Annotated in this window: 18 protein-coding genes and 1 riboswitch; of the genes, 8 read left to right on the forward strand and 10 right to left on the reverse strand. The window is 72.4% G+C overall.

Annotated features, from left to right (window positions below; genetic code table 11):
- The first annotated feature begins 28 nt into the window (after positions 1-28).
- From HLI28_RS01940 to HLI28_RS01960, 5 genes are read left to right on the forward strand one after another with little or no spacing between them, the layout of a single operon-like run.
- Positions 29-472, forward strand: coding sequence for a helix-turn-helix transcriptional regulator (locus tag HLI28_RS01940; protein WP_171245802.1), 444 nt, complete (start codon positions 29-31; stop codon positions 470-472).
- 10 nt (positions 473-482) lie between these two features.
- Positions 483-902 (forward strand): VOC family protein, encoded by a 420-nt coding sequence (locus tag HLI28_RS01945; RefSeq protein ID WP_171245803.1) that lies wholly within the window; start codon positions 483-485, stop codon positions 900-902.
- Positions 899-3,295 (forward strand): ATP-binding cassette domain-containing protein, encoded by a 2,397-nt coding sequence (locus tag HLI28_RS01950; protein ID WP_171245804.1) that lies wholly within the window; start codon positions 899-901, stop codon positions 3,293-3,295. The genes HLI28_RS01945 and HLI28_RS01950 overlap by 4 nt, the downstream gene beginning before the upstream one ends.
- Positions 3,296-3,298: 3 nt before the next feature.
- Positions 3,299-3,811, forward strand: a complete 513-nt coding sequence (locus tag HLI28_RS01955) for a GNAT family N-acetyltransferase (protein WP_216077235.1) — start codon at positions 3,299-3,301, stop codon at positions 3,809-3,811.
- A 4-nt stretch (positions 3,812-3,815) separates the two neighbouring features.
- The gene (locus HLI28_RS01960; RefSeq protein WP_171245805.1) at positions 3,816-4,691 is read left to right on the forward strand and encodes a phosphotransferase; all 876 of its coding nucleotides are present in this window, start codon (positions 3,816-3,818) and stop codon (positions 4,689-4,691) included.
- Here HLI28_RS01960 and HLI28_RS01965 read toward each other — a convergent pair.
- From HLI28_RS01965 to HLI28_RS01980, 4 genes are all read right to left on the reverse strand, one after another.
- The gene (locus HLI28_RS01965) at positions 4,679-5,185 is read right to left on the reverse strand and encodes an Hsp20/alpha crystallin family protein (RefSeq protein WP_246246260.1); all 507 of its coding nucleotides are present in this window, start codon (positions 5,183-5,185) and stop codon (positions 4,679-4,681) included. The genes HLI28_RS01960 and HLI28_RS01965 overlap by 13 nt on opposite strands.
- 17 nt (positions 5,186-5,202) lie before the next feature.
- Positions 5,203-5,976: an SDR family oxidoreductase gene (locus HLI28_RS01970; RefSeq protein WP_171245806.1), complete on the reverse strand. Its 774-nt coding sequence runs from the start codon at positions 5,974-5,976 to the stop codon at positions 5,203-5,205.
- Positions 5,977-6,217: 241 nt separating this feature from the next.
- On the reverse strand, positions 6,218-7,675 hold the full coding sequence (locus HLI28_RS01975; RefSeq protein WP_171245807.1) for a choice-of-anchor B family protein: 1,458 nt from the start codon (positions 7,673-7,675) through the stop codon (positions 6,218-6,220).
- A gap of 226 nt (positions 7,676-7,901) precedes the next feature.
- Positions 7,902-8,339 carry a GNAT family N-acetyltransferase gene (locus HLI28_RS01980; RefSeq protein ID WP_171245808.1) on the reverse strand — a complete coding sequence of 146 codons (438 nt, stop codon included), beginning with the start codon at positions 8,337-8,339 and terminating at the stop codon, positions 7,902-7,904.
- A 188-nt stretch (positions 8,340-8,527) separates the two neighbouring features.
- On the opposite strand from HLI28_RS01980, the gene HLI28_RS01985 reads away from it, so the two are divergent.
- Positions 8,528-9,133, forward strand: coding sequence for a GNAT family N-acetyltransferase (locus HLI28_RS01985; RefSeq protein WP_171245809.1), 606 nt, complete (start codon positions 8,528-8,530; stop codon positions 9,131-9,133).
- Between the two features lie 5 nt (positions 9,134-9,138).
- On the opposite strand, the gene HLI28_RS01990 is transcribed toward HLI28_RS01985, so the two are convergent.
- Together HLI28_RS01990 and HLI28_RS01995 are read right to left on the reverse strand one after the other, a co-directional pair.
- Positions 9,139-9,453, reverse strand: a complete 315-nt coding sequence (locus HLI28_RS01990; protein ID WP_171245810.1) for a DMT family transporter — start codon at positions 9,451-9,453, stop codon at positions 9,139-9,141.
- Positions 9,454-9,465: 12 nt separating this feature from the next.
- A riboswitch (guanidine-III (ykkC-III) riboswitch) is annotated at positions 9,466-9,532 on the reverse strand.
- A 189-nt stretch (positions 9,533-9,721) separates the two neighbouring features.
- Positions 9,722-10,264, reverse strand: a complete 543-nt coding sequence (locus HLI28_RS01995; RefSeq protein ID WP_171245811.1) for a hypothetical protein — start codon at positions 10,262-10,264, stop codon at positions 9,722-9,724.
- A 155-nt stretch (positions 10,265-10,419) separates the two neighbouring features.
- Between HLI28_RS01995 and HLI28_RS02000 the strand changes: the two genes are divergently transcribed.
- Both HLI28_RS02000 and HLI28_RS02005 read left to right on the forward strand, forming a co-directional pair.
- Complete coding sequence (locus tag HLI28_RS02000) at positions 10,420-11,526, forward strand: tyrosine-type recombinase/integrase (protein WP_171245812.1); 1,107 nt, start codon at positions 10,420-10,422, stop codon at positions 11,524-11,526.
- 4 nt (positions 11,527-11,530) lie between these two features.
- On the forward strand, positions 11,531-12,811 hold the full coding sequence (locus tag HLI28_RS02005) for a phospholipase D-like domain-containing protein (RefSeq protein ID WP_343035564.1): 1,281 nt from the start codon (positions 11,531-11,533) through the stop codon (positions 12,809-12,811).
- Between the two features lie 55 nt (positions 12,812-12,866).
- On the opposite strand, the gene HLI28_RS02010 is transcribed toward HLI28_RS02005, so the two are convergent.
- The 4 genes from HLI28_RS02010 to HLI28_RS02025 all read right to left on the reverse strand — a co-directional run bounded on the left by HLI28_RS02010 (position 12,867) and on the right by HLI28_RS02025 (position 15,431).
- Positions 12,867-13,454 carry a MerR family transcriptional regulator gene (locus HLI28_RS02010; RefSeq protein WP_171245813.1) on the reverse strand — a complete coding sequence of 196 codons (588 nt, stop codon included), beginning with the start codon at positions 13,452-13,454 and terminating at the stop codon, positions 12,867-12,869.
- Between the two features lie 169 nt (positions 13,455-13,623).
- Complete coding sequence (locus HLI28_RS02015; protein ID WP_171245960.1) at positions 13,624-14,142, reverse strand: bifunctional nuclease family protein; 519 nt, start codon at positions 14,140-14,142, stop codon at positions 13,624-13,626.
- Positions 14,143-14,220: 78 nt separating this feature from the next.
- A complete protein-coding gene (gene ftsR / locus HLI28_RS02020) occupies positions 14,221-14,958 on the reverse strand; it encodes a transcriptional regulator FtsR (RefSeq protein WP_343035566.1) in 738 nt (245 codons plus the stop codon).
- Entirely contained in the window at positions 14,955-15,431 is a 477-nt protein-coding gene (locus HLI28_RS02025) for an FHA domain-containing protein (RefSeq protein ID WP_171245814.1), read from the reverse strand. The genes ftsR and HLI28_RS02025 overlap by 4 nt, the downstream gene beginning before the upstream one ends.
- Between the last annotated feature and the right edge of the window lie 4 nt (positions 15,432-15,435).

The following is a 15,435-nucleotide window of genomic DNA, read 5'->3' on the forward strand; positions in this document are numbered from 1 at the left end:
CCGCCCCGGCGGTGGCACCATCGGGGCCATGGCCCGCAGCGCCCACGACCAGCACCTGCACGACCTGGTGCTGCTGCGCCGCGTGCGCGACCGCATCGACCGCGAGCACGCCCGGCCTCTGGACGTGACGGCGCTCGCGGCCGGCGTCGGCATGTCCGCCGGGCACCTGAGCCGCCGGTTCGCCGAGACCTTCGGCGAACCGCCGTACCGGTACCTGATGACCCGCCGGGTGGAGCGGGCCATGGCGCTGCTGCGCCGCGGCGACCTGAGCGTCACCGAGGTGTGCTTCGCCGTCGGCGCGTCCTCGCTGGGCACGTTCACCACGCGGTTCACCGAGCTGGTGGGGATGCCGCCGGGGGAGTACCGGCGTCGGGCCCGCACCGCCGGAGCGGCCGAGCTGCCGTCCTGCGTGACCAAGCAGGTGCGCCGACCGATCAGGAATCGAGAAGCGTCGCCCCCCGGTGATGCCTAGCGTGGTCGGCATGGACATCGCCATTCACACCACGTTCCTGCCGCACACCGACCCCGAGGCGTCGCTGGCGTTCTACCGCGACCTGCTCGGCTTCGAGCTCGTCCAGGACGTCGGCTCGGGGGACATGCGCTGGCTGACGCTCATGTCGCCGACCCAGCGCGGCGTGCGCCTGGTCCTGGCCCCGCCGGCCGCCGACCCGGGCATCACCGACGACGAGCGCCGCACCATCGCCGAGCTGATGGCCAAGGGCGCCTACCAGTCGATCATCCTGGCCACCACCGACCTGGACGCGACCTTCGCCCGGGTCGCCGGCGCCGCGGCCGAGGTCGTGTCCGAGCCGGCCGAGCAGCCGTGGGGCGTGCGCGACTGCGCGTTCCGCGACCCGGCGGGCAACATGGTGCGCATCGACGAGGTCGGGCCGGCGCGATGACCACCACGACCCCGCGCCCGGCGGCCGCCGCCGCGGAGCACCCGGCCGACCGCCACGACCGCATCCGGGTGGTCGGCGCGCGGGAGAACAACCTGCGCGAGGTGTCCGTCGAGCTGCCCAAGCGCCGCCTGACCGTGTTCACCGGCGTGTCCGGGTCCGGCAAGAGCTCGCTGGTGTTCGCCACGATCGCTGCCGAGTCGCGCCGCCTCATCGACGAGACCTACCCGACGTTCCTGCAGGGGTTCATGGCGTCCCTGCCCCGCCCCGACGTCGACGAGCTCGAGGGCGTCACCACGGCGATCGTCGTGGACCAGGAGCGCCTGGGCGCCAACGCCCGCTCCACCGTGGGCACGGTCACCGACGCCCACGCCATGCTGCGCCACCTGTTCAGCCGCGCCGGGGACCCGTACGTCGGCCCGCCCGCCGCGTTCAGCTTCAACGTGCCCACCTCGCGCGCCTCCGGGGTGATGCGCACCGAGGCCGCCGGCGGGGGCACCACGACCAAGATCGTGCGCGAGGCCGTCTACCTCGGCGGCATGTGCCCCGAGTGCGAGGGCCGCGGCACCGTCTCCGACCTCGACCTGTCCGTCATCGTCGACGAGTCGCGGTCGCTGAACGACGGCGCGATCCTCGTGCCCGGCTACAAGGCCGACGGCTGGATGGTGCGCGGGTTCTCCGAGTCCGGGTTCCTCGACGGCGACAAGCCGATCAAGGACTACACCGCCACCGAGCGCCACGACTTCCTGTACCGGGACAAGGGCAAGATCAAGGCCCTGGGCATGAACATGACCTACCAGGGCCTGATCCCCAAGCTGCGCGAGTCGATCTTCTCCAAGGACCCCGACGCCCTGCAGCCGCACGTGCGCCGCTTCGTCGAACGTGCCGCCGTGTTCGCGCCCTGCCCCGCCTGCGAGGGGAGCCGCCTGAACGACGCCGCCCGCTCGGCCACCGTGCACGGCAGGAACATCGCCGAGGTCGCCCGGATGCAGATCACCGACGCCGCCGACTGGGTGCGCGGGGTCGACGACCCGGGCGTCGCGCCGCTGGTGGCCAACCTGGCGCGCCTGTTCGACGCCTTCGTCGCGATCGGCCTGGGCTACCTCTCCCTGGACCGACCCGCGGGCACGCTGTCCGGGGGAGAGGCGCAACGGGTCAAGATGATCCGCCACCTCGGCTCCGCCCTGACCGACGTCACCTACGTGTTCGACGAGCCCACCATCGGCCTGCACCCGCACGACATCGCCCGCATGAACACCCTGCTCGAGGACCTGCGGGACAAGGGCAACACCGTGCTCGTGGTCGAGCACAAGCCCGAGACCATCGCGATCGCCGACCACGTGGTCGACCTCGGCCCCGGCGCCGGCAGCGACGGCGGCACGATCACCTACGAGGGCGACGTGGCCGGGCTGCGCGCCGCCGACACCCTCACCGGCCGCCACCTCGACGACCGTGCCCGCCTCAAGGACACCGTGCGCGAACCCACCGGGACGCTGGAGATCCGCGGGGCGAGGCAGAACAACCTGCGCGCCGTCGACGTCGACGTCCCCACCGGGGTGCTCACCGTGGTCACCGGCGTGGCCGGGTCCGGCAAGAGCTCGCTGATCCACGGCAACCTCGCCGGGCGCGAGGGCGTCGTCGTCGTCGACCAGGGCGCCATCAAGGGCTCGCGCCGGTCCAACCCCGCCACCTACACCGGGCTGCTCGACCCGGTGCGCAAGGCCTTCGCGAAGGCGAACGGCGTCAAGCCCGCCCTGTTCAGCGCCAACTCCGAGGGCGCCTGCCCCACCTGCCAGGGCAACGGCCGCATCTACACCGAGCTCGGCTTCATGGAGACCGTCGAGACCGTCTGCGAGGAGTGCGGCGGCCGCCGGTTCCAGGCCGCCGTCCTGGAGTACACCCTGGGCGGCAAGAACATCGCCGACGTCCTGGACCTCTCCGTGGCGCAGGCCCACGACTTCTTCGGCACCACCGACTCCCAGGTCCCCGCGGCCCGCACGATCCTGGGACACCTGCACGACGTCGGGCTCGGCTACCTGCGCCTCGGCCAGCCGCTGAACACCCTGTCCGGGGGCGAGCGCCAGCGCCTGAGGCTCGCGATGCGCATGGGCGACGACGGCGGCGTGCTCGTGCTGGACGAACCCACCACCGGCCTGCACCTGGCGGACGTCGCCCACCTGTTGGCCCTGCTGGACCGCCTCGTCGACGCCGGCAGGACCGTCGTGGTCATCGAGCACCACCAGGCCGTCATGGCGCACGCCGACCGCATCATCGACCTCGGCCCCGGCGCCGGGCACGACGGCGGCACCGTGGTCTTCGAGGGCACCCCCGCCGACCTCGTCGCCACCCGTGCCACGCTGACCGGGAAGCACCTGGCCGACTACGTGGGAGCATGACGCATGCCCGCCCCCGGACCCGCGCTCACCGTCCGCCCCCCGGTCCCCGCCGACGCCCCCGCCATGGCCCGCGTGCACGTGCGCTGCTGGCAGCAGACCTACCGCGGACTCATGCCCGACCACGTGCTCGACGACCCCGGCTTCGTGCCCGCCCGCCAGCGGCTGTGGGACCAGGTGCTGACCGCCCCGGAGTACCGCGGCCACCGCACCGCCGTCGCCACCGCCGACGGCCAGGTCGTCGGCGTCGCGATGACCGGCACCCCCCGCGACGACGACGCCGCCTGGACCCGGGAGCTGTACGTGCTCTACCTCGACGCCACCCACCACGGCTCCGGCGCCGGCACCGACCTGCTGCACGCCGTCCTCGCCCCCGACGAGGCCGCCGCGCTGTGGGTCGCCGACCCCAACCCCCGCGCCCAGGCGTTCTACCGCAAGCACGGCTTCACCCCCGACGGGGCCGACACCATCGACGACGACGGCGTCACCGAGATCCGCCTGACCCGCACCCCGACCTGACGCCGTGACCTGGGAGACCCGCTACCCGCGCCCCCCGCGCACGACCCTCGACGCCCTGGCCACCGCGGCGCTCGCGGCCGCCGACGAACCCGCCGGCACCGAGATCACCTGGGTCGAGCACGGCTCGGCCACCGTCGTCGCGCTCACCGACCGGGTCGCGGTCCGCATCGCCCGGCAGCGCCAGGCCGGGGGAGAGGTGCTGCGGGCCCGACGCCTCGTGGACGCGCTGCCCGACCTGCCGTTCGCCGTGCCACGGTCCCTCGGCGAGGCCGTCGAGGTCGACGGCTACACCGCCGTCGCCACCCGGCGCCTCCACGGCAGCACGGCACCGACCACCACGCCGGACCCGGGCGTGCTGCGCGAGCTGCTGGACGCCGTGCACGCCGTCGACACCACGCCCGTCACCGAGCACCTGGCACCACGACGAACCTTCTGCGGGGGAGAGGCCTGGGAGCAGACCCTGCGCGAGCGCGTCGTGCCCCTGCTGGACGCCGACCTGCGCGCCGACGCCCAGCACCGGATCGCCGCCCTCGCCGCCCTCGAGGACGCCCCCCGCACCCTCAACCACGGCGACCTCGGGGCGAGCAACGTCCTGTGGTCGGGCGACCGCGTCAGCGGAGTGATCGACTGGGACCTCACCGCCCGGGAGGACCCCGCCGAGGACGTCGCCACCGTCGCGACCTCGTTCGGCCTGTGGCCGCACGTCGAGGCGCTCGCGGACCCCGGCACCGTGCGCCGGGCCGACGCGTTCCGCGGGACGATCCCGCTGCAGATCGTCGCGTTCGCGGTCCTCGCTGCCCGTCCGGACGACGAGGTCGCCCGGACGGTGGCCCGCGCGCAGCACGCGCTGCGTCGGACCGCCGCGGGTCAGGTGCGCTGAACGGGGACCGACCGGGTCTCCGGACGCTCCGCCGGCAGGGGGAGACGCACCTCGAGCACACCGTCGCGGTAGGTGGCGGCCACGTCTGCGACGTCCGCGCCCTGCGGCAGCCGGATGCGGCGTTCGAAGCTGCCGTACCGGAACTCGCTGCGGAACTCGTCGCCCTCCTGGCGGGTGCGCTCCTCGCGGTGCGCCGAGATCCTCAGCACGCCGTTGTCGACGGTGACCTCGACGTCCTCGTCCGGGTCGATGCCCGGGATCTCCGCGCGGACCACGAGGTCGCCGTCCTCACGGAACTCCTCGACCCGCAGCGGGAACCCGCTCACCGGGGACGTGTCGCGGGGCGACGTCCCCTCGCCGAACGGCCAGTCCCACCGTGCGGGCCACAGCGCACCGAGGTCCCGGGTCATGTCCTCCCAGGTGCGGCGTACCGTGGCGGCCGCCGGGTTGTCCGACGCCGGCGTGACGGCGCCCGTGCTGTCGTCCTTGGTCATGGTGATGCCCTCTCTCGCTAGCAGGTGGTGTCGCCGCGCAGGACGACGTCGGAGCCGCCGTCGACGAAGACGACCTGTCCGCACAGGTGCGAGTTCTCCTCGTCGACGAGCCAGGCCAGCAGTCGTGCCGGGACCTCGGGGTCCATGTAGCCGTTCAACGGCATGGGGACCGCCTGCGCCATCGCGTCACGCTGCTCCGGCGTCGCGATGAGGTCGGCGACCATCGGCGTCCGCACGATCCCCGGGGCGATGGCGTTCAGCGGGATGCCGGCGCCGGCCCACTCGGGCGTCGCGGCGTGCCGCCGGACCCACCGGCACAGCGCCTTCTTGGCGCTCGGGTAGAGCATGCCGCCCCGCCCGGACGTCACGAGATGCTCGGCCCGTTCCAGCGCCGCGGGTTCGTCGCCGGCGAGGCACCGCTCGACGAGCTCGTCGTCCGCGCCGAGCAGCACCGCCATCGAGGCGGTGGCGGCGGCGCGCGGCGCCGTGGAACCCGTCAGCAGGTCGCGCAGCCCGTCCAGCGTCGCCACGGCACCGAAGAAGTCGACCGCCACGGTCGCCGGGGACTCGTGGGCCAGGCCCGCGTTGGCGACGACGGCGTCGAGGCGTCCGTCGCCCAGCTCGCGGACGCGTTCGACCAGCCGCGCCCGACCGTCCGTGGTCGACAGGTCGGCGACGACGTCCGCGTCGTGCACGTCCACCCCGATCACCCGGTCCCCGCGCGACCGCAGCAGGTCTCTGGTCGCGCGCCCGATCCCGGACGCGGACCCCGTGACGACGACGGTACGCATGTGGCTCTCCCCGGTCCCGTGGCCGCCGGGCGCCTCCTCGTGGAGGCGCCCCGACGGACACCGTCCACGCTAGGAGTGCGGCGCGGGCGGCGGTACCCGCGTTCGTCCCTCCCGGCCGGGACCTTGGTCCGGGATCCGACCTTTCGCCGTCGCGGCCGCCGGGGGAGAGGTGCGGGTGCAACGACCGCGCGGGCCGGACCGTGACCGGTCCGACCCGCGCGACGTTCGTTCAGCGCGCCTGCTACATCGCAGGCTTCATGCCGTTGTTCTGCGAGGAGCTCTTCGCCCGCGACTGCAGGACGAAGAGACCCTCGTCGCTGCTGGTCACGACGACCTTCCCGTCACCGAAGTAGGGGTAGTTGCCCCAGGTGCCGAAGAAGTCGGTGCGGTCGTCCGAGGGGAAGACGTCGAAGAAGCCGCGCGACGTCACCCGGCCCTGCTCGGCCTTCCAGGCGTCGTAGATCCACAGGCCCGAGGTGTAGTTCGACTGGTACAGCAGCCCGTCCTTGACGAACATGTTGTGGTCGATCGAGGTGTTGCCGTCGCTGTGCATGCCGATGAGCTCGGCGTCGTCCAGGTCGGTGAAGTCCCAGATGTAGGTGGTGCGCTCGCCGACGGTTCCCGCCAGCTCGTCGATCTCGTCGCCGAGGAAGAAGAACCGGTGGTCCTCGCTGAGCCAGCCCTGGTGGGTGTAGGCCGCGGCGTCGTAGGGCAGGCGGGACAGCACGACGGGGTTGTCGATGTCTGTGACGTCGTACAGCGTCACGGTGTCCTCGTTGGACCCGACGCAGATCTCGCGGCCCTGGTAGTCCACGTCCGGGCCGTGGTAGACCACGCACTGGATGTCGTGGCTGTATCCGTCCTCGTTCATGCAGCCGACCAGGGTGGGGGAGGTCGGGTCGCCGTTGAGGTCGTAGACGATCGCGCCACCGCTGCCGCTGTAGACCGCCGGGTACCCGGCCGGCGGGTCGACGGCGCACTCGTTCTTCACCGAGTAGACCGCGCCGACCACGTAGAGCCGGCCCGTGTCGGTGTTGATCGAGACGTTGTGGCTCTGCGTGAAGTCGGTGATCCGCGGTTCCTCGACGACCTCCATCTCGCCGGTCGCACCACGGAACTGGGTCAGGTCGACGATCTGGACGCCGTTGCCCTCGAGGTAGCCCGTGGCACGGTCGTAGGTGCTGATGTCGAACGACTCGGTGACGATGTAGGCGGTGTCCTCGAACACCCGCACGTCACCCCAGATGTTCCCGGAGTCGTCCGGGTTCACGGCTCCCAGCGTGCCGAGCAGGACCGGGTTCTCCCCGTCGGTCACGTCGACGAACGCGGTGCCCTCGAAGGTGCCGACGATGGCCACCTGCATGCCGGTCTCGTCGTCCTCCCAGCCCCAGATGTCGTTGAGGTGGGTCGCGCCGAGGTCCTGCAACGGGGTGAACGAGGCGAGGTCGACCTTCTGGCAGGGGAAGAGGTCGGCCGCCATGCCGTCCTCGCACCGTTCGCCCGACATCGCCTCCATGGGCACCCCGCCGGGGCTGACGTCGCCGACGACGCCGTTGTCGAAGTAGCGCTCCTTGAGCGGCTTGCTGTCTCCGGTGAAGTCGTGGCCCGGGTGCGCCCCGGCCACCGAAGCCCCTCCGACGAGGAGCCCTCCGACGAGCGCGGCCGCCGCGGCCCCGCTGATGATCCGTTTGCCTGGCATTCTGCTACCTCCGACGACGTCATCGTGCTGGACGGACTGCAGAACCTGAATATCAGGTGAAGGCTTCCTGCGCATCAATCTCATGTAAATTGAGCGTCAATTGGGAGAATTCACAGAATTTCTGTCCGGATCCCGGGGGAGAGGACGCCGTGTCATGAAAAGTTCTCCGCCGGTGCCGGCAGGGGCACGTGTCACCGCCGCCGGGCCGGCCGCGGCCGGGAGCCGGTCACGGCGCCGTGTACCAGAAGCAGGACCGGCGTTCGTCGTCCCAGTCCATGGTGGACGCACCGGTGCGCCGCCAGCCGATCCGTTCGTAGAACCCGATCGCGGCGATGTTGTGCTCCATGACCTGCAGCACGACGTCGTCGGACCGCAGCCGCGCCGCGGTGACGGCACGGTCGAGCAGCGCACCCGCCAGACCACGGCCTCGTGCCGCCGGAGCGACGAAGAAGCGCACGATCTCGCACGGACCGTGGCCGTGGACGGCGACGTGGCCGACCGGGCGCCCGGCCACGAGCGCCACGAAGGCGGGCCCGTCGTGCGCGGTGAGCCAGCCGGCGCGGACGCTGGCGGGGCGCACCGGGTACCGGTCGAGCCGGTGGGTCTCGGCGAGCCGGTCGACGAGCTCGGGCAGGTCGGCGTCCCGACGTGGTCGGAGGGTCACGCGCACCAGGCTAGCCAGCACGAGGCGCGGATCTCGGGGCCTCGCAGCAGCCGTCCGTCCGATCCGGTAACGGGCCGATAATGTACATTATGTCATTTCGCGTGGCATAGCGGCCCGCCCGGGTGCCCGCTCCGCCTCCCCCGAGCCGGACCCTGGTCGGTGGGCTCACCGCTCGCTACAGTCGAGCCATGCCGCACCAGGACCCCGGCTCGACGACGATCAAGGCCCTGACCACGGACACCTGGCCGCTGTTCGCCGCGCTCGTGGAGCGCCACCACGGGATCTTCGGCGGCTGCTGGTGCGTCAACTTCCATCCCGACCGGGAAGACCGCGGCCCGGGATACGACGGCAACCGGGTGTTCAAGAAGCGCCTCGTCGACGAAGGCATCGCCCACGCTGCGCTCGTGGTCCGCGACGGCGACGATGGCGAGGAAGCGATCGCCTGGGCGGAGTACGGGACGCCGGCGGAGCTGCCCCACATCCACCACCTCAAGCAGTACCTCGCCGAGCAGGACCTCGAGCCGGACTACCGGATCACCTGCATCTTCGTCGACAAGCGGTTCCGCCGGCACGGCCTGGTGACCGTCGCGCTGCACGGCGCCCTTGAGCTGATCGCGCGGGACGGCGGAGGCATCGTCGAAGGCTATCCCCCCATCCCTGGCGAGCGCCGCCTGTCGCCCTCGTTCCTCTACAACGGCACGAGGGCCGTCTACGAGCGTGCCGGCTTCGACTTCATCCGGCCCAAGGGCATGAAGAACACGGTGATGCGCCGCAGCGTGGCGCCGTCGAGCTGACCCGCTCAGGAGGCGATCTTCAGGCCGGCGACGCAGCCGACGATCCCCAGGATCAGCAGGACGCGCACGACGGTGACCGGCTCGGCGCCGGTGAACATCGCGTAGCCGGCGGTCAGCGTGGCGCCGATGCCGACCCAGACGGCGTAGGCCGTGCCGACCGGCAGCTCACGCAGCGCGAACGCCAGGCCCGCCATGCTGGCGGTCAGCGAGACGGCGAAGACGATCGACGGCACCAGGCGCGAGAAACCCTCGGAGCGTTCCAGCGCGGTCGCCCACACGGCCTCCAGCACACCGGAGACCACCAGCAGGATCCAGGACATGACCACCACTCCCCGATGCCGTCTTGTCGCGCTCCGGGTACGGCACCCCTCGTCCGGGAGTCCTGGTCACGGACTCTGCGCCGCACGCTAGCAGCGGGCGTCACGCCCGGACACCCCGCGGGCCACCGGCCCGGTGACGTCGGGCACCACCGGGCCGTCCGCGCTACCCTGAAACGGACATGAAGCCCAAACCATTGTGTATAGGGCAACACAGTGGTCTGGGCTGAGATGCGCGACCCTCGCGCCGACCGTCCTGACGTCGAACCCCTCACCCGGCTCCGGAGCGCAGATCCTCCAGGGTGAACACGTCGACCGGGAGGCTCCCCGGCGTCCTGCCCCGCCGCTGCGGCGGGAGCGCCTGCCCGTCACGCCGCTCCTCCTCCGCCGCACGCGCCGCGTCCAGCACCGGCCACGTCACCGCCCCGTCCGCGGACACCTCCCCCAGCAGGCTCCAGTCCAGGCTGACGGCCCAACCGGAGCGCTCGGTGAAAACCGGGCGGTTCAGGAACAGCGCGACACGGTCGACGGCGACGAGCTCGTCGGCCACGTCGGCGAGCTCGCGCTGGTCGAAGAATCCGACCAGCAGCACCTGCGCGGTGAACCTCCCGACCACCACCGCGTCGGCGACGTCCACCGGCGTCGGCCCGCCGTACGGGTCTCGGTACCCCACCCCGGGCATCGCGCCCCGCACCGAGTCCGGCCACGGTTGGACGTCGCCCACGTCGACACGGTCGACCAACCCCTCGGCGTACGGGACCGGCCCGGGGTGCCCGGACGGCGACAGGGTGACGGCGAGGGCCACCACAGCCACGAGAAGAATGATCTACCGCGCTTTCACGGACATGACGCGCATCAGGGGCATCCAAGCACGTCCGCCCCGCGCGGGATACCCGCGCCGGTGTCGGAGCCCGGCACTAGTCTCACGGGGTCGTCGCAGGTCACGCAGCGAAAGGATCCTCTGCAGCCGTGGTCGCCCCACCCCGCCCCGAACGGGTCACCGTCGCCGACGCCGGCGACCGCTACCTCGCCGCCGTCCGTGTGGAGACGGTGCGGGGCGTGCTCTCCGCCGCCACCGAACGCTCCTACCGTCGCGACGTGCGCGAGCTCGTCGAGCTGCTCGGCCCGGACCGGGTCCTCGACGACGTCACCGGAGAGGACGTCGACGACGCCCTGGTGCGCTACCAGGCCGGCCCCGACGGCCGGTACACCGACCCCGCCCGCAAGACCGGCCCCGGCCGCTCCACCGCCACCGTCAACCGGTTCCGCCAGTCCGTGACCCGCTTCTTCTCCCACGCCACCCGGCAGTGCTGGGTCCAGGCCGACCCGATGCAGTGGGCCGCTCCACCGGCCAAGGTCCGCGAACGCCTGCGCGTCCAGCGCACCGCCCTGTCCGCGTCCGCCGCCCAGGCCCTGCTCGGCACCGTCCGCCAGGACGCCACCACCACCGCAGCGCCGACGCGGGCCGACCAGGCGCTCGCGGACCGTGACCGGCTCGTCGTGGCGCTGCTGATCGTGCTCGGCCCCCGCGTCTCGGAGCTGGTGCGCGCCGACGTCGCGGACTTCGTGCGCGAACCCGACCAGACGAGCTGGCGCATCCTCGGCAAGGGCGGCAGCACCCGCAAAGTCGCGCTCAGCCCGCCGCTGGCCGATGCCCTGGAGACCTACCTGGGCACCCTGCGCCCCCGGCTGGCCGCCCGCCGCCCCGACGACGCCGACGCCCAGGGCGCCCTGCTGCTGTCCTGGCGCGGCCGACGGCTCGACACCCAGGCGGTGCGGGCCCTGCTGGCGCGCGCCGTGGCCCGGATGCCCGAGCCGTACCGGCGACCCACGACCCCGCACGCTCTGCGCCACACCACCGCGACGCTCCTCGTGGCCGACGGGTGGGACGTCAAGGTCGTCGCCGAGCTGCTCGGCCACTCCTCGATCGCGACCACCGACGTCTACCTCGACCGCATCGACGGCGAGCTCGCCGCCGCCCTGCGCACCCACCCCCTGGCGACGTCGTTGCAGGGCACACCGCCGACCGCGGCGAGCGGCTCGCCGCGCAGATCGCCGGAGTCGTCGCTACGGTGACCCTGTGCCCGATGGTTCCTTCCGTTCCACGCTCCCCATCGACGTCCACGTCGACTGGCGCAGGGTCCTGCGCCTGGCCGGCCGTGCCGCGGCCGTCGCCGCCGCGATCCCGCTGACCGCGGGCGCGGCCGTGATGACGATCGACAAGATCCGCGGTCAACGCCATCCGCTGGACGCCAAGTTCCCCACCGCGGAACCGACGACGACGGACGTCGAGGGGTCGCACGCCACGCTGTACACCTACGGCGCCGACCTGTACGACGCGATGCTCGAGGCCATCGAGTCGGCCGAGCACACGGTCCTGCTGGAGTCCTACATCTGGAAGGGCGACCGGATCGGCGAACGGTTCAAGCAGGCCATCGCCGATGCGTGCGAACGCGGCGTGGAGGTCTACGTCATCTACGACGGCTTCGCGAACCTCGTGGTGCCGCCGGCCTTCTTCGTGTTCCCGCCGCAGGTGCACGTGCTGCGCTTCCCGGTCGTGCGGGCCGGGCTGCTCACGCTCAACCTCCGCAAGTCCGGGCGGGACCACCGCAAGATCCTCGTCGTGGACGACCGGGTCGGGTTCGTCGGCGGCTACAACATCGGTGACCTGTACGCCACCCAGTGGCGCGACACCCACGTGCGCATCGACGGCCCGGCCGTGTGGGAGCTGCGCAACGCCTTCGTCGACTTCTGGAACCGGTGGCGCGGCCCGAAGCACCCCGTGCTGCAGGACGTCGGCGCCGAGCACTGGCAGCCCGCCCTGCGCGCCGCCCGCAACGCCCCCAGCGACCTCGTGTTCCCCATCCGGGGCATCTACCTCGACGCCATCGACCGCGCCACCAGCCACATCTACATCACCCAGGCCTACTTCATCCCGGACCGCGACATCCTGCGCGCGCTGCTCGCCGCCGCCGCCCGCGGCGTCGACGTGCGCGTGCTGGTGCCCGAACGGTCCAACCACGCGCTCGCGGACTGGCTGGCCCGGGGCCGCTACACCAAGCTGCTGCGCGGCGGCGTGCGGATCATGCTCTACCAGGGCGCCATGGTGCACGCCAAGACGGCCACGATCGACGGACGCTGGGCCACGGTCGGCACGGCCAACATCGACCGGCTGAGCCTCACGGGCAACTACGAGATCAACCTCGACATCGTCGACCGGGGCCTGGCGAGCCGGCTCGAGGACATCTTCCGGATGGACGAGTCCAACGCGCGCGAGCTGACCTACGAGGAGTGGTTGGGCCGTTCCTTCGTCAACAAGGTCGCCGAGCGCGCCCTGGAGCCGCTCGAGCCCCTGCTCTGAGCCGCACCGCTCGCCCCGGCCGGACCCCTGCCGGCGGTCCCGCCGGCCGACGGCCTCAGCCCGCGGTGCGGGCCCGGCGTCGGGCGGCGAGCTCGTCGTCGGCGTGCACGCCGTCCGGGTCGTGGTCCTCGAGGGACTCCGTCGGCATCTGGGACAGGGTGCCCTCGATCTCGCGCCACACGCGGCCGACCGCGATGCCGAACACGCCCTGACCGCCCTGGACGAGGTCGACGACCTCGTCGGGCGAGGTGCACTCGTAGACGGACGCGCCGTCGCTCATCAGGGTGATCTGCGCGAGATCCTCCACCCCGCGCTCCCGCAGGTGCGTCACCGCGCTGCGGATCTGCTGCAGGGAGACGCCGGTGTCGAGCAGCCGCTTGACGATCTTGAGCACGAGCACGTCGCGGAAGCTGTAGAGACGGTGCGTGCCGGACCCGGTGGCGGCACGGATCGACGGCTCCACCAGACCCGTGCGGGCCCAGTAGTCCAGCTGCCGGTAGGTGATCCCGACGACGCGGCACGCCGTCGTCCCCCGGTACCCGGTCCCGGCGTCCTGCTCCGTGAGGTTCTCGCCGAACAGGAGGCCCTGGGCGCCCGCCGGGGTGACACCGACCGAGGCGCTGGCCTCGCTGCTGCTGTCCACTGTGCCTCCTGAGTTGTCGCTTCCACGCTATGGCGGCCCCGGGGGGTCGTCAACGACGTCGCCTTCGCGGGACGTGGCGTGTCGCGGGGCGGTGCCGAGCCGCGACGTGCGGTCGCGGCTGACGGGTGCTGTCGAGGATACGCGCGAACCCCCACCGTCGAGGTGAGGGTCAAGGGGGCGTGTCGGGGCTGCCGCCGTCCTCGACGTCGTCGCCCGGCTCGGGGTTCGTGAAGTCCTCCGGGTTCACGTGGTCGAGGAAGTCGCGGAACTTCTCCACCTCGCGCTGCTGGGCGAGGTCGACGATCTCGACGCCGGCCGCGGCGACCACCTCGGCCGAGCACAGCACGGGGCTGCCGGTGCGCACGGCCAGGGCGATCGCGTCCGAGGCCCGCGAGTCCAGGCGGGTGCCGTTGGACAGCACCAGCTCGGCGAAGAAGATGCCGCCGTCCAGGGCGACGATCTCCACCTGATCGAGCTCGACCCCCACGGCGGTGAGCAGGTCGCGCAGCAGGTCGTGCGTCATGGGGCGCGGCGTGGCGACCCCTGCCTGCGCCATGGCGATGGCGGACGCCTCGCGGGCACCGATGACGATCGGGACGGCGAGCTCCGCGGAGGTGTCCAGCAGCAGCACGACGATCTCCTGATCGTTCTGCTGCTGACGCACCCCGAGCACCTCGACGGGCACCATGGGCGCCTCGGCGCCCTCGTCTCTTCCCACCTTGTCCACGGTACGACGACGTGGGCCCACCCGCGCGTGCCGGGGCGGCTAGACGGTGCCGTCGGTACCCTGGCGGATCCAGGTGGTGTGCAGCCGGGCCAGCAGGTCGCCCAGCTCGGCGGCGAGCTCCCCGGCGACCGTGCCGCCGTTGCCGTTCTGGTGGCTGCGGTACGGGGCCACCGCCTGGTCGACGAGCGCCACGTGGCGGGCGGCGGAGGAACGCAGCGGACGCAGGTGCCGCGGCTCGATGCCGTGCTCGGTCAGGCGCTGCACGATGCGCACCACCTCGGCGGCCGACCCGTCCAGGGTGTCGCCGCTGGGCTGCAGCACCCCGGCCGTGACCAGGGACTCGACGAACTCGACGCTCGTGCCCGTCGTGCCGGCGAGCGACTCCACGGTCCAGCGTCGCCGCGAGTCCTCGCCCGGGCCGTCCGGTGCCGGGCGTGGCGAGGGACCGGGTGCGGGCTCCCCCGCGTCCATCGCGGCCAGGCGCTCCTTGATGACCTTCAGCGGCAGGTAGGAGTCCCGCTGCTCCGACAGCACGAACCGCAGCCGCTCGACGTCCGCGGGGCTGTACTGGCGGTAGCCCGCCGGGGTCCGCACCGGGGTGATCAGGCCCTGGTCCTCCAGGAACCGCAGCTTGGAGTGGGACACGTGCGGGAAGTCCCCCCGCAGGTGGTTGAGCACGTCGGAGATCCGCATGCCGGCGTGGCGGGAGATCCCCCGCGGCCAGGGTTCCGGCGCGTCGGGCTCCGAAGCCGAGGCCGCCCCGGAACCAGCCGTCACGATGCCGGCGCCTGCAGGTCCCGCGGCGCCTGCGGGCTGGCGTGGAAGGACATCCGGAACTTGCCGATCTGGACCTCGTCGCCCGTGGTCAGGACCGCCGCGTCGATGCGCTCGCGGTTGAGGTAGGTGCCGTTGAGCGAACCGATGTCGCGCACCACGAAGCGGTCGCCCTCGCGGACGAACTCCGCGTGCTTGCGCGACACGGTGACGTCGTCGAGGAAGATGTCGGCGTGCTCGCTGCGTCCGGCCACGGCGCGGTCGGTGTCCAGCAGGAACCGTTCGCCGACGGCGCCGGACCCGTACTGGACCACGAGCAGGGCGGAGTGTCGCGGCAGCGCGGACACGGCGGCCGACTCCTCCGCGGTCAGCGGGACGCGCGGGGTCTGCTCCTCGGTGGAACCACCGATCCGACCGAGATGCGCGGTGGTGTCCGCGCCGGCCTCGTGGCGCGGCGTGGAGCGCGGGTCCGTCATTCGT

The organism is Isoptericola sediminis, from assembly GCF_013085345.1.
Classification (GTDB): Bacteria; Actinomycetota; Actinomycetes; order Actinomycetales; family Cellulomonadaceae; genus Isoptericola; species Isoptericola sediminis.